The following is a 13,045-nucleotide window of genomic DNA, read 5'->3' as shown; positions in this document are numbered from 1 at the left end:
ATAGCTATGAAAAAGATTTTAAATGTATTTGTGATATGTCTACTACTTCAAAGTTTTCAATGTGAAAAACCTATAGTAGAAAAAAGTAGAAATGATTACAGTAATGAATTACGTAATAACAAACAGGTCATTTTAGATTATATTGCTTCATTTCCCTGTGACGAAACTACAGGTTGCAATTTCATTGCTTTTGGTTCAAAACCATGTGGCGGTCCTTGGGAATATTTAATTTATTCTAATGCTGTAGATGAAGCTTATTTAACTGAAATGGTAAATACTTACAATCAACTAGAAAACTCCTACAATAGTGAATTCGAAATTTTTTCTGATTGTGCGATAGTTAATCCACCTGAGCAGGTGGGTTGTATTAACGGAATTTGTACAATAATTAATTAATAAAATCGTTTTATTTAACAAGAGAAATTAAAATGATTTCTCTTCTTACATTTGGATAGTATTACACACAAATAGCATATAAACTTACACATGAAAATGACTTTTAAAATACTATTCTTTTTACTAGTTCCAATTCTAAATTTCTCTCAAAACACTTATTATTTAGAGGGAAAATTAGGGAAATCTGTTATTTTCATGGAAATATCAGAATACGATAACAACTACCTTGAGGGAAATTATTTTTATGAAAAATCATTAAAAGATATTCGTTTAAATGGAAAATTTAAGGAACAATCTTACAACCTATATTTTGGTAATGATTATGAAGAGACTGACTTTGAAGAAAAATTTGAATTAACTAAAGTAAATTCAGACTTTATAGGGCAATGGAAAAATAAAGCAGGCAAAAATATAACAGTTACCTTAAAAAAAATTGAGTTTTCAAAATACCCTAAATTTGAATTTGATGAAGAAACAGATCGTAATTTAGATGCTGTTAAAACAAATTATATTCATTTTTCTCAAGATTCTATTGCCAGTTATAAGAACCAAGAAATTATTTGGTTTACTGAAAAGCATTGTGCTACACCCTTTTTTAGATTAGGAAATACTTTTCCAGAAGAAACAAGAAACATGATAAATTCTATTCTGGAAAAGAAACACATTGAAATGACTTTAAACCAATTAAGTTGTTCTTCTCCATTTAGCTACAATACAGGTGGAGGTATTGAATACAACATAACCATCACATATTTAGACAATAATCTTTTAGGATATCATATTTTCCTTTCTTATTATTGTGGCGGTGCACATCCTGATTTTGGTGGTGAAGGAAATGTAATCGACTTACATTCTGGAAAAAAGTATGAAATTGATGATATTTTAGCCTTTGACAAATCCGTTACGTCTTATAATCATGAAAATTTTATGCAGTTTTCAGATTACAGGACGAATTACTTTGGACCAAAAGTATTTGAATTAATCAATCAAAATGAAAAATTTGAAACTCCTACCTATCAAGAGGATTATTGCGATTATAAAGACTTAAGCATTTGGACGTTCCCACAATGGAACTTTACAGAACAAGGTATAGAATTTACACCAACATTTGCTCGGGTTATTAGAAGTTGTGAAACTAGTTTTTTAATTCCATTTACCAAGCTACACGAATATAAAAATGTAGAATTTCCATATGATTTTAAAACAAATTAATATCTTATGTTAATATTTCAGTTTCCTTATCTTTACAACTGTTGATTTAATAAATTTGAAAAACAAAACAAACATCTATAAACAAAAAAACTTGAAAATTTTAAAGCCAATATTGTATTTTTCAATATTTAACCACCCATTAAAAGAGGAGGAAATTTACCAATATTCTCCTCATAGGGAATTACGTATCGTACACGAAGAATTAAAGACTGCTCTTTCAAAGGGAATTATTGAAAAAACAGAAGATTTTTACCATACTCATCTTTCAAGTGACTGCATCGAAAAAAGAAAAAAAGGAAATCAAAATGCTGCAATTGCATTAATTAAAGCTAAAAAAAGAGCCCAATTTATATCGCGTTGTTTTCCATTTATAGAAGGGATAGCCATTTCAGGCTCCTTATCCAAAGGCTATTTTGATAAAAATAGTGATGTGGATTATTTCATTATTACAAAACCCAATCATCTTTGGACTTGTAGAACTTTTTTAATTTTATTTAAAAAAATTTTTCTTTTGAATTCCAGAAAATATTTCTGCATGAATTATTTTATAACCTCTGAATATTTAGAAATAGAAGAAAAAAATATTTTTACTGCTACAGAAATCGCAACTCTGATTCCTTTATATGGAGATACTATTTTTAAAGAATTTTTTAAAAAAAATGAATGGTATAAAGATTTCATCCCCAATAAAAAAACCAATATTGAAACCGTTTTACCACTAAATAAAAATAGTTTTACACGATTATCTGAAAAAACTTTTTCTAGTTCTCTTGGCAACATTTTAGAAAAAACTGCTTTTAAAACGACTCTCTTTTTTTGGAAAAAGAAATTCAAACATAAAATGCTTCCCGAAGATTTTGAATTAGCTTTCAAATCTTCTAAAAAAGTATCGAAACATCACCCCTCCAATTTTCAGAAAAGAGTGATTGATACACTCAATAAAAAATATGATTTTATTAAAGAAAACTTTCAAATAGATATCCCTAAAGAACATGTCTAATATCCTTTTCTCTCATTCCTATTATTACAAATTAGATCCTAAACAATGGAAAAACAAAATGCCTTTTCCTCCTTTAGGAACAATCTATGCGGCAGCTTTGATGAGAAATAAAGGGTATCAAGTACGTTTATTTGACACCAATTTATTAGATTCTCCAAAAGAAGTGGAAACTCTTATTAAAAAAGAGGCATTTAATTATTTGGTAATTTATGATGACGGTTTTAATTATTTGACCAAAATGTGCCTGACCAATATGAGAGAAGCTTGTTTTGAGATGATTCAGATTGGTAAAAGAAATCATTGTTGTGTAATCGTTTGCAGTTCTGATGCTACAGATCATTATGAAGAATATTTAGAAAAAGGTGCTGATTATATTATTCAAGGGGAAGGAGAAATAACCTTAGAAGAATTGATTGCAACTTTAGAAAAAGGAAACTCAGTAGAACACATCAAAGGAATTGCTTATAAAAAAGACAAGAAAACACAAGTAAACCCAGCTCGTGCAGTGCTTCAAAACCTTGACGAATTACCTTTCCCAGCATGGGATTTAATAAATATAGATTCCTATCGTAACATTTGGAAACAAAGCGGTCAAGAATTTACTTTAAACATTGCAACTACTAGAGGTTGTCCTTACAAATGTAACTGGTGTGCTAAGCCAATTTACGGCAATCGCTATAATGCACATTCTCCAGAATATATTGTTAAAGAAATTGCGTATTTAAAAGAAAATTTTGGAGTAAAACGATTTTGGATGTGTGATGATATTTTTGGTTTAAAAACAAATTGGGTTCAAGAATTTAATATAGAATTACAAAATAGAAATCTCCAAATAAGCTATTTCATTCAAAGCAGAGTGGATTTATTATTAAAAGAAGATACTATTAATGCATTAGCTGCCTCAGGACTAGAGGAAGTTTGGGTAGGTGCAGAAAGTGCCTCTCAAAAAATTTTGGATGCTATGGATAAAGGTACCCAAGTGTCAGAAATTTATGAAGCCACCCATTTACTAAAGCAAAAAAATATAAAAGTAGCCTTCTTTTTACAGTTTGGGTATTTAACAGAAACTCAAGAAGACATTCAAAAAACCATACAAATGGTAAAGGAACTTTTACCCGATAATATAGGTATTTCGGTATCCTATCCTTTACCTGGAACTAAATTTTATGATAAAGTTAAAGACGACTTACAATTAAAAGCCAATTGGAAAGATTCAGATGATTTAGATTTGATGTTCCATGGTACATATTCCTCTAACTATTATCGAAAATTACAACGGTTTGTTCATAAAGAATATCGAAAAAGTCAGGGATTTTATTATTTAAAACATCTGTTCAATTCTCAAATTAGCAGCAATAAATTGAAAGCCATTCTAAAACTGATGTATTACATTCCGAGTGCTTATTGGGATAAAATTAAACTCAAAACATTAGAAAATGAAAGCTAGTTTTGATAGTGCTGCTGCTACTTATGACCAATCGTTTACACAAACTGTTATTGGTAAATCACAACGAGAAACTGTCTACAACATTTTATCACAGCATTTACTAACTGTTAAAACTATTTTTGAAATCAATTGTGGTACAGGTGAAGATGCCCTTTGGTTGGCTTCACAAAATTTCGATGTAATGGCTACCGATATTTCAGAAAAGATGATTGCCATTGGTAAAGCAAAAAATCAACATCAAAATCTTACTTTTTCAACCTTAGACATCACCCGTCTTTCTTCCTTTCAAAAAGAAGAAAAATACGATTTATTGTTTTCTAATTTTGGAGGTTTAAACTGTTTGTCACCAGAAGAATTATCTTTGTTTTTTAAAACAGCACCTCATTTTTTAAAAGAAAAAGGTAAAATGGTTTTGGTACTAATGCCTAAAAACACGATTTGGGAACAATTTTATTTTTTAACCAAAGGCAAATGGAACAAAGCTTTCAGAAGAAAAAAAAAGCTTGTTTTAGCAAATGTCGATGGAGAAAAAATACCTACCTACTATTATAATCCAAAAGAAATAGTACATTTAACAGAAGAAAAACTGGAGTGTATAGAATATAAACCTATTGGTTTTTTTATTCCTCCTTCTTATTTAGAACCTTTTTTTACTAATAAAAAAGGCTTTTTAAAGCTTTTAAAAAAATTGGAATTGCGAATTCGAAATTTTTCGTTTCTTTCTAAGTATGCCGATCATTACGCTATAATTTTACAGAAAAAATGAGTATTTTATTCACACATGCCTATTATTTATCTGACGACCCAAAAGAACTGAAGATAATGAAACCTTATCCTCCGTTAGGCTTATTGTATGTATCTGCTTATTTAAAAAGTAAAAATTTAGACAATTTAGTTTTTGATACTACGTTCACTTCACAAGAAGAACAATTACAGTATCTCTTGGGACAGCAACCTAAAATCATTTGTATTTATACCAACTTGATGACTAAAGTAGAAGTCATTAAACTTATTAAGATTTTAAAAACGGAACCATTTGGTTTTCCCAAAATAATCCTTGGTGGTCCGGATGTTTCCTACAATATTGAAAATTATTTAAAATCAGGCGCCGATTTTTTGGTGATTGGTGAAGGAGAAGAAACAACTTATGAGTTATGCAATGCTATACTTCAAAATATCGTGTACACAACAATTGATGGAATCGCATTTCTAGAAGAAGGCAATCTGGTCCAAACCCCAAGTCGAAAAAAGTTTAAAGAGTTAGACGAATTACCCTTACCCAATAGAGAAGCAATAGACATGCAAATCTATTTGGATACTTGGAAACAAAATCACGGTCAAAGTTCCATGACAATTTCCACGCAGAGAGGATGTCCTTATACATGTAAATGGTGCAGTACAGCAGTTTATGGTCAAAGCTATAGAAGAAGACCTGCCCATCAAGTGGCTGCTGAAATGAAACAGCTAAAAAACAAGTTTAATCCTGATGCCATTTGGTTTGTGGATGATGTTTTTACAGTTAGCCATAAATGGTTGCTTGCTTTTAAAGAAGAAGTAGTACAACAAGACGCTATAATTCCATTTGAATGTATTACAAGAGCCGAACGATTAAATGATGAAATATTAAAGGTATTAAAAGAAGTAGGCTGCTTTCGAATTTGGATTGGTGCAGAAAGTGGTTCTCAAAAAATAATTGACTTGATGGATCGTCGCGTAGATGTAAATGTGGTTAAAGAAGCGATTCAAAAAACCAATGCTTTAGGCATTGAAACAGGCACCTTTATTATGCTGGGTTATCCTGGAGAAACAGAAAAGGACATCACCGAAACCATACATTATTTAAAAGATGCCAACCCAACGCATTACACTATCACCATTGCTTATCCAATAAAAGGAACTTCACTTTATAATGAAATAGAAAATAAAATAACAAAAGCTCCTGATTGGGAAACCTCAACCGACAGAGATATTGATTTTGAGCGTACCTATTCTAGAAAATATTATAATTATGCGGTTTCTAAAGTCGTGAATGAAGTTGAATTTTATAAAAAGAAAAATACTAATGTAATACAAGCTTTAAAACACAAGGTAAAAGCTGTTTTAGCGAATGGATTGATGCTATTAAACCGATAAAAATGCATTTAGAATACTTATATATCCAAAAAAACGTTTGTTATCTTTCAGAAAAAAAGATTGAAAAAGAAACTGCATATATTGCTGTTCGTGCAAAAGAAAATAGAATTTTAACCGATAATGAAGTTGCTCAATTACCTTTTCTAAAAACAAAAGAATGGCCTACTAGAACCAAATCTTGTTCTCGATTTATTTCGTATCTCACCACAAAAAACAACAACTTAAACATACTAGATTTAGGCTGTGGGAATGGATGGTTTTCCAACCAATTAGCTTCTGTTTCTCCTAATCACTTTGTTATAGGACTTGATGTTAATTCTTTAGAATTAGAACAAGCAACACGAGTTTTTAAAAAGAAAAACCTACAATTTGTTTATGGTGATATTTTCAAAATACCTCATTCCTTTTTAGAAAAATTTGACATAATCGTACTGAATGGTGTAATTCAATATTTTTCCGATTTTGATATTGTAATATCTACCTTACAATCTTTTTTAAAACCAAATGGAGAAATTCATATCATAGATAGTCCCTTTTACGAAAAAGAAGAAATTCAAGATGCAAAAAAAAGAACTCGAGATTACTATACTAATTTAGGCTTTCCAGAAATGGCAAATCACTATTTTCATCACACATATCCAAAAATCAGTACTTATAAAATCTTGTACAAACCTAAAAAATCAATTTACAATCTCATTTTTAACAGAAACGACTCTCCTTTTCTTTGGATTGCTATTTTCAAGAATGATTAGGATAACTTTTCCTTCTTAAAGAACATTTCAAAAAGTTTCTTTTCTATAGAAAATTTAAAAAAATTAGCCCCACATCTAAATCTTGCTATATATTGAATTGGTTTGAAAACCAGCTTTTGATTGGTATAGGCTAACTTCAAATAAAACTTAAAATTTTCGAAAAAATCATATTTCTCTTTACTAACCCAAGGACCTGAAGAACCAATATAATCAAAGTCTGACCATTCTTGAATCGTTTGAGGTAATGTATATCCTTTTTTAACTACTTCATCTGTAATTGTAGAACCTGGGTAAGGTTTAAAATAAAATATGGGTGTTGAAAAACTAGGATGCATTTGATTTAATTCATTAACCATATTTATTGTTGCTGTAACACTTTGGGCACTTTCTTCTGGAAAACCAACAATAAATGGAAAAATAACAGCAATATTGTGTTTCTTACATCTTTCAGCGCAGAGATACACCTGCTCCATTTTGATATCTTTCTTTAACCAATCCATCATCTCTTGTGAGCCCGACTCTACTCCAATTAATAATCTTCTTAATCCTGAAGCAACACATGTTTCAAAATCTGTATCACTCAATCTCGCTCCTTGATCGGCTCGCATAGTTGCAGCCCAAGAAAATTTTAAGTTTTTATCAATAATTCGCTGAGCAATTTCTACTACTCTATTTCTAAAGGTAAAGTAAGTTTCATCTTGTAAATTTACATCAGTAAAGCTATATTTTTTTTGTAGTTGTTCCAATTTATCCACCATGAATTCAGCTGAAATTGCGGTCCATTTTCTTTCATAAACAAAAGGATCAGCACAAAAAGTACATCTAAAATGGCAACCTGTTGAAGAAATGTAATCGAGTTGACGTTTACCTTTTTTTTGAAAATATTTTTCTACATCTATTAAGTCATAATTTACATCCGCAAAAGTATCCATTGGAACAATTGTCCTTGGAGGATTTCTAACAATTTGATTGATCTCATTACGATAACAAATTCCTTTAACTGACGATAAGGATTGATTGTTGCTAATGATTTCAACTAATTCTTTAAAAGTTTGTTCTCCTTGTCCTTGTACCGTTATATCTATATTTTTCTCATCTCTAAGAGTTTGTTCTGAAAAAAGGGATGTATGCCATCCACCCCAAATTACGGGTAGCTTTGAATGCATCTTTTTAACTTCCCCAGTAACATACAACGCATCTTTAATAGGACTTCCTGTTAAAACTGTTACTCCAAAACAAACTGCGTTTACAAGATACTCTTTAATTTTTTCAATAGGTCTTTCCTCTATTCGCCCATCAATAATGATGACTTCATATTTTTCAGAATCTAAAACAGAACCAATGGCTAACAAAGCCAATGGCATGTCAAAAAAGACTGCTTTCGGGTTATATAATAAAACTGTTTTTTTCAAAAATAATTGTATCTTTATTTATCCAAAAATAAGTAATGTTTAGCTATAAATCCACCCTAATTACAATAAGTTTCATTTTAGTTTTATTTATTGTGATTCATTTTATTCTTGACTTTGATGGATTATATGGCCAAGATTCGTATGAATACCTGAGATACACTAAAGCATTACATACGTATTTAATATCAGGAAAACCACCAGGCAGCTTTTTTTGGCCTCTTTATTACCCTATTACAGGTTCTATTGTAAGCTTACTATTTGCCCCTCCAATAGCGCTTCAATTGATTAGCATAGCCGCTTTAGTGATAAGTGGTTATTTTATTTCAAAAACCATTCTACTCTTATATCCTAGAACAAATTATATTTCTTTGTATGTTTTAGCAACCTTTGTATTTTCTCCATTGGTATTCCGTCTTGGCATTACCAATATGTCAGATATGTTTTGTACTGCATTAATAGTGCTTAGCTTTTACCATGGATTTAGTTATTACAAAAAAGAAACCATCAAACATCTATATTTAGTAGTAGTGTTTAGTATTTGTGCCGTAATGACTCGTTATGTAGCATTTGTAGTTTTATCTCCTTTAGCTGTAACTATTTGTTATTCCTTTTTTAAAACAAAAAAACACTTTCTTCACCTACCTGTACTAGTACTAGTTGGTGTAGTTCTTTTATTGCCACACGTTTTTATTCAAAAGAACGCAATAGGCTTTTTGAACCACAACGCCTTAACATTATGGTCAGTTATTAATTTTTTTAAACTATCTTTTACGACTAGTGAAGGAGTAAATAATTATAATTTTCCTAATATAATTTATGCCTTTTCCTCTTTATTTCATCCAAGATTTCTATTTTTTGGAATTGTTTTAGTATTACTTTATTTCAAGACCAAAATAATAACAACAGAAATAAAAATAGTACTTTTTTCGTTGCTAACCTATAGTTTGTTTTTAGCAGGAATTCCATATCAAAACAATCGTTTTTTATTACTTTCTTATCCATTAGGAATAATTGTTTTATATCCTAGTTATCTTTATTTAGTAGATAAAATGGAAACTTATAAAATGGAAAAATTTTTGATTTTAACTTTATTATTCCTTCAAGTATGCTTGAGTTATTTGAGTTTGAAACCTATTTTGAACCGAAATATTTTAGAAAAAACAATCGCTAAAGAATTGCACAATTATAAAAAAAATACTTTATATAGTTTTGATATCGATGTTGCATTACAAGGAAGAGGATTAGATTTTGATTATAAAAATTTATGGGTTATTGAATATGCTACTTTTGAAAAAGATGCATTGGTACTTTTCCATCCAACAAAATTTCAAAAACAATGGGAAGGTCAAAATCCTTTACTTAATTGGAATAAATTAAATAATGAATACAATTTAATTTGTTTAAAAGAATTTCCTGATGGCTGGATGCTATATAAAATAAAACCATTGAAGAATGAGTAAGTATTGGATAAAGATCAACTATCTTTTTTGGCTGACACTACATACCGTTTTTATCAAATTAAAGCTTCAAAAACACCTATTTAAGAATAGATATGGTGAGCGAATTTTAGTATTTCACGGCATTAATCAAAATGAAAAAAATATATTTAATAGTAAATTTATATCCGTTTCTTATTTTGAAAAAATAATACAATATCTAACGACTCATTTTAATGTTATCTCTTTAGACGATTTTTATAACAAAAAATTTAAAAAAAACACTTTAAATATTGCTATTACATTTGATGATGGTTATGCAAATAACTATAAATATGCAATCCCCATTTTAGAAAAGTATGAAATTCCTGCTCATTTTTTTATAACTACAATTCATCAGAACAATGACTATCTTTGGGCTGATTTTATTGATCTAGTTTCTTATTTTACCTCAAAAACAAAAATTATTTTTGATGGAATAACGTATACCAAAAGCAAAAATGATTTTTTGTCAAATGGAATGACTTTAAAAACAGTTTTAAAAAGTCATTCATTTGATAAAATAAAAGAAATTTATACTGTTTTTGAAGAAGACTGGAAGGATATACAACAAAAAGATTTAAATGATTATTGGCAACTAATGTCATTGGAGCAAATCCAATCCATCCATAAAAATGCACTTTTTAGCTTTGGATCTCACAGTCATACCCACGCTAATTTATGTACAATCCCTTTGGATGAAGCAAAAAAAGAAATTGTAATAAGTAAATTCATCCTTGAAGAAATTTGTAAAACAAATATTAAAACATTTGCATTCCCTTTTGGTTATTACAGTGATGAATTATTGGCATATTGTACTTCAATAGGGTTTGAAAAAATTCTTTTAGTTGATTATACAACAACTTATGGAAAAAATAATCCCTACACTCAAAGTCGATTCGTAATAAATCCTTATATTTCATTAGAAAATCAAATTGCTTTTTTATTAAAAGGTTCCTATTTCTAATTATAATGAGTATACCAAAAAACTATTTAATAAAACGTTTAGAAGAAAAAGATTTTTTCGCTGTAAAAACTCTTTTCTTTAAGGTATTCAATAAAAAAGTTTCCATAAACTATCTAAAGAATAAATATGACACATCATATCTTGGAATACAAAACATATGTAGTATTGCATATTTCGAAAATTTACCCGTAGCTTTTTATGGAGCCTTACCGCAACAGTTTGCTAATAAAGAGAAAACTATTTTTGTGGCTCATGCCTGTGATTCGTTTACATTAAAAGAATATCAAGGTCAAGGATTACACTTTCAATTAGCAAAGTTTTCTTACGAGATAATGAAACAAGAGAATATAAAATTTGTATATGCTTTTCATAGTGAGAACACCTATCATAGTACAAAAAAATTAGATTGGAAAGAGCATCTACCTATGCAGCGCTATCATATAAAAATTCCCACCATCCCTTTTGCAAAAATGGTGAACAAATTGCATTTTAATTTTATTTATTCCTACTTTTTTAAACAAAAACCTCCTATTGGAAGTCTTGAAAAAATAAACACAAATGAAACAAAACAGTTTCAACAAGTCTTTAATGATAAATTTATATCATATAAAAACAAAATACAACCCCATTATTTTATGGAAGATGAGGGTTGCTTAATTTGGTTTAAAATTGAAGCCATTATACATGTTGGGATTTTTTATGCACCTTCTGAATTTGCCTTAAAAAAAACCATACAAAAATTAAAAACAAAAGCTTTTTTTCTAGGCATAAATGAAATTCTTTTTCAGGTAGATTCCTTATCAAAAATGGCTTTACAATTAAATAATTTTAATTCGTCAAAAGAATCATGGTTAATAGGTTATTTAAACTTTGATTCTGAAATAGAAATTAAAAATTTCACCTTTAGTTATTCTAATTTAGATACTTATTAAAAAACATAAGTAGAGAAAAATAATGCAAAACAGCAATACACATCTTGTTTTTTTAACACCCGGCTTCCCTGAATGTGAAGAGGATTCTACAGCAATTCCTGCCTTACAAGTTTATTTGAAAGCCTTAGTTACTTTTGCACCATATTTGAAAATAACCATAATCACTTTCCAATATCCATTTACAAAACAAAAATACTATTGGAATGGAATCCTTGTTGTCCCTCTAAATGGAGAGAACAGTAAGTTTAAAAAAATTATAATTTGGAAAAAAGCGTATTCTTTACTTAAAAAAATGCATTTTCAGCAACCTATAACGGCACTACATAGTTTTTGGATAGGAGAATGCTCTTTTATTGGAGAACTATTTTCAAAAAAATACAATATAAAACATATTGTAACTGCTATGGGACAAGATGTTTATAAAAAAAACAAATATGCATATCATTTAAAAAAATCGAACGCTACGCTTGTTACCTTATCACATCATCATCAAACTGCTTTATTTACAAATCATACTATAAATTCTCAAATTATTCCTTGGGTTTTAGACGAGAACAATTTCCCTAACTTAAAAGAAAATAAAATTGATATTTTGGGAGTAGGTTCTTTAACTTCGATTAAAAATTATACCTTATTTGTTGAAATCATTAAAAATTTAGTTGAAATAAAACCTAACATTAAAGTTGAAATCATAGGCAATGGAACCGAATATGCAAAAATCAATCAATTAATTGAAACTTATAATTTAAAAAATACCATTCAATTAAAAGGCAAACTTTCAAGAAAAAAGGTTTTGGAAAAAATGAGTATTTCCAATATCTTATTACACACTAGCAGCTATGAATCATTTGGATTTGTTTTTTTAGAAGCACTCTATTCTGGAATGAAACTAGTTTCTTTTGATGTAGGTTTTAGCACTGCTATTCCAGAATGGAAAATAGGTGATTCTAAAGAAAATTTAATAATGAATTGTCTTTTATTGTTAGACCAAAAAAGTAATACAAAACAACGCAAGCTTTTATTTAATCTAGAGTCTGTTTTAATTGACTATCTAACTTTATACCATGGAGAGATTAATTAAAATTTGTACTAATATCATACGTGGTTTTACTATTCCCTTATTAAATTTTATAATTATAATTTTTGGTATACAACATTTTGGAAAACAAAATTGGGGAGAATATATCAGTATTCAAATATGGATTTCACTTTTTGTTTTCATACTTAACTGGGGTAATAAAGAATATTTAATACGAATCTATAGTCATCAACCATCAAAAGTCTATTTTCATTTTTTTTCTAATTTTTTCACAAGGAGT

The 13,045-nt window shown here is 29.0% G+C and carries 12 protein-coding genes; 11 read left to right on the top strand and 1 reads right to left on the bottom strand.

Annotated features, from left to right (window positions below; all coding sequences use genetic code 11):
• The first annotated feature begins 6 nt into the window (after nucleotides 1–6).
• From NHF47_RS04820 to NHF47_RS04790, 7 genes are all read left to right on the top strand, one after another.
• Nucleotides 7–396: a hypothetical protein gene (locus NHF47_RS04820; RefSeq protein ID WP_252763873.1), complete on the top strand. Its 390-nt coding sequence runs from the start codon at nucleotides 7–9 to the stop codon at nucleotides 394–396.
• A gap of 90 nt (nucleotides 397–486) precedes the next feature.
• Complete coding sequence (locus tag NHF47_RS04815; protein ID WP_252763872.1) at nucleotides 487–1,608, top strand: hypothetical protein; 1,122 nt, start codon at nucleotides 487–489, stop codon at nucleotides 1,606–1,608.
• Between the two features lie 91 nt (nucleotides 1,609–1,699).
• The gene (locus NHF47_RS04810; protein ID WP_252763871.1) at nucleotides 1,700–2,608 is read left to right on the top strand and encodes a nucleotidyltransferase domain-containing protein; all 909 of its coding nucleotides are present in this window, start codon (nucleotides 1,700–1,702) and stop codon (nucleotides 2,606–2,608) included.
• Nucleotides 2,601–4,055 (top strand): radical SAM protein, encoded by a 1,455-nt coding sequence (locus tag NHF47_RS04805; protein ID WP_252763870.1) that lies wholly within the window; start codon nucleotides 2,601–2,603, stop codon nucleotides 4,053–4,055. Before NHF47_RS04810 ends, NHF47_RS04805 begins: the two co-directional genes overlap by 8 nt.
• Nucleotides 4,045–4,821: a bifunctional 2-polyprenyl-6-hydroxyphenol methylase/3-demethylubiquinol 3-O-methyltransferase UbiG gene (locus NHF47_RS04800; RefSeq protein WP_252763869.1), complete on the top strand. Its 777-nt coding sequence runs from the start codon at nucleotides 4,045–4,047 to the stop codon at nucleotides 4,819–4,821. The genes NHF47_RS04805 and NHF47_RS04800 overlap by 11 nt, the downstream gene beginning before the upstream one ends.
• The gene (locus tag NHF47_RS04795) at nucleotides 4,818–6,188 is read left to right on the top strand and encodes a B12-binding domain-containing radical SAM protein (RefSeq protein ID WP_252763868.1); all 1,371 of its coding nucleotides are present in this window, start codon (nucleotides 4,818–4,820) and stop codon (nucleotides 6,186–6,188) included. The genes NHF47_RS04800 and NHF47_RS04795 overlap by 4 nt, the downstream gene beginning before the upstream one ends.
• A 2-nt stretch (nucleotides 6,189–6,190) precedes the next feature.
• Entirely contained in the window at nucleotides 6,191–6,940 is a 750-nt protein-coding gene (locus tag NHF47_RS04790) for a class I SAM-dependent methyltransferase (protein ID WP_252763867.1), read from the top strand.
• Here NHF47_RS04790 and NHF47_RS04785 read toward each other — a convergent pair.
• Nucleotides 6,937–8,352, bottom strand: a complete 1,416-nt coding sequence (locus tag NHF47_RS04785; protein WP_252763866.1) for a B12-binding domain-containing radical SAM protein — start codon at nucleotides 8,350–8,352, stop codon at nucleotides 6,937–6,939. The two genes, NHF47_RS04790 and NHF47_RS04785, sit on opposite strands and share 4 nt — an antisense overlap.
• 35 nt (nucleotides 8,353–8,387) lie before the next feature.
• Between NHF47_RS04785 and NHF47_RS04780 the strand changes: the two genes are divergently transcribed.
• From NHF47_RS04780 to NHF47_RS04765, 4 genes are read left to right on the top strand one after another with little or no spacing between them, the layout of a single operon-like run.
• A complete protein-coding gene (locus NHF47_RS04780) occupies nucleotides 8,388–9,812 on the top strand; it encodes a glycosyltransferase family 39 protein (RefSeq protein ID WP_252763865.1) in 1,425 nt (474 codons plus the stop codon).
• Nucleotides 9,805–10,794: a polysaccharide deacetylase family protein gene (locus NHF47_RS04775; RefSeq protein ID WP_252763864.1), complete on the top strand. Its 990-nt coding sequence runs from the start codon at nucleotides 9,805–9,807 to the stop codon at nucleotides 10,792–10,794. Before NHF47_RS04780 ends, NHF47_RS04775 begins: the two co-directional genes overlap by 8 nt.
• 5 nt (nucleotides 10,795–10,799) lie before the next feature.
• The gene (locus tag NHF47_RS04770) at nucleotides 10,800–11,726 is read left to right on the top strand and encodes a GNAT family N-acetyltransferase (protein ID WP_252763863.1); all 927 of its coding nucleotides are present in this window, start codon (nucleotides 10,800–10,802) and stop codon (nucleotides 11,724–11,726) included.
• A 22-nt stretch (nucleotides 11,727–11,748) separates the two neighbouring features.
• Nucleotides 11,749–12,807 carry a glycosyltransferase gene (locus NHF47_RS04765; RefSeq protein WP_252763862.1) on the top strand — a complete coding sequence of 353 codons (1,059 nt, stop codon included), beginning with the start codon at nucleotides 11,749–11,751 and terminating at the stop codon, nucleotides 12,805–12,807.
• Nucleotides 12,808–13,045: the final 238 nt, after the last annotated feature.

The sequence above is a fragment of the Flavobacterium sp. NRK F7 genome (genome assembly GCF_024054195.1).
Taxonomy (GTDB): Bacteria; Bacteroidota; Bacteroidia; order Flavobacteriales; family Flavobacteriaceae; genus Flavobacterium.
The sequence above is the reverse complement of the archived record's forward strand: the minus strand, read 5'-3'. Positions and strand labels throughout refer to the sequence as shown.

Bases quoted from the DNA above. Each gene is read 5' to 3' on its own strand.
- NHF47_RS04775 (WP_252763864.1), top strand. From the start codon at position 9,805: ATGAGTAAGTATTGGATAAAGATCAACTATCTTTTTTGGCTGACACTA.
- NHF47_RS04780 (WP_252763865.1), top strand. From the start codon at position 8,388: ATGTTTAGCTATAAATCCACCCTAATTACAATAAGTTTCATTTTAGTT.
- NHF47_RS04765 (WP_252763862.1), top strand. From the start codon at position 11,749: ATGCAAAACAGCAATACACATCTTGTTTTTTTAACACCCGGCTTCCCT.
- NHF47_RS04770 (WP_252763863.1), top strand. From the start codon at position 10,800: ATGAGTATACCAAAAAACTATTTAATAAAACGTTTAGAAGAAAAAGAT.
- NHF47_RS04795 (WP_252763868.1), top strand. From the start codon at position 4,818: ATGAGTATTTTATTCACACATGCCTATTATTTATCTGACGACCCAAAA.
- NHF47_RS04805 (WP_252763870.1), top strand. From the start codon at position 2,601: ATGTCTAATATCCTTTTCTCTCATTCCTATTATTACAAATTAGATCCT.
- NHF47_RS04800 (WP_252763869.1), top strand. From the start codon at position 4,045: ATGAAAGCTAGTTTTGATAGTGCTGCTGCTACTTATGACCAATCGTTT.
- NHF47_RS04815 (WP_252763872.1), top strand. From the start codon at position 487: ATGAAAATGACTTTTAAAATACTATTCTTTTTACTAGTTCCAATTCTA.
- NHF47_RS04790 (WP_252763867.1), top strand. From the start codon at position 6,191: ATGCATTTAGAATACTTATATATCCAAAAAAACGTTTGTTATCTTTCA.
- NHF47_RS04820 (WP_252763873.1), top strand. From the start codon at position 7: ATGAAAAAGATTTTAAATGTATTTGTGATATGTCTACTACTTCAAAGT.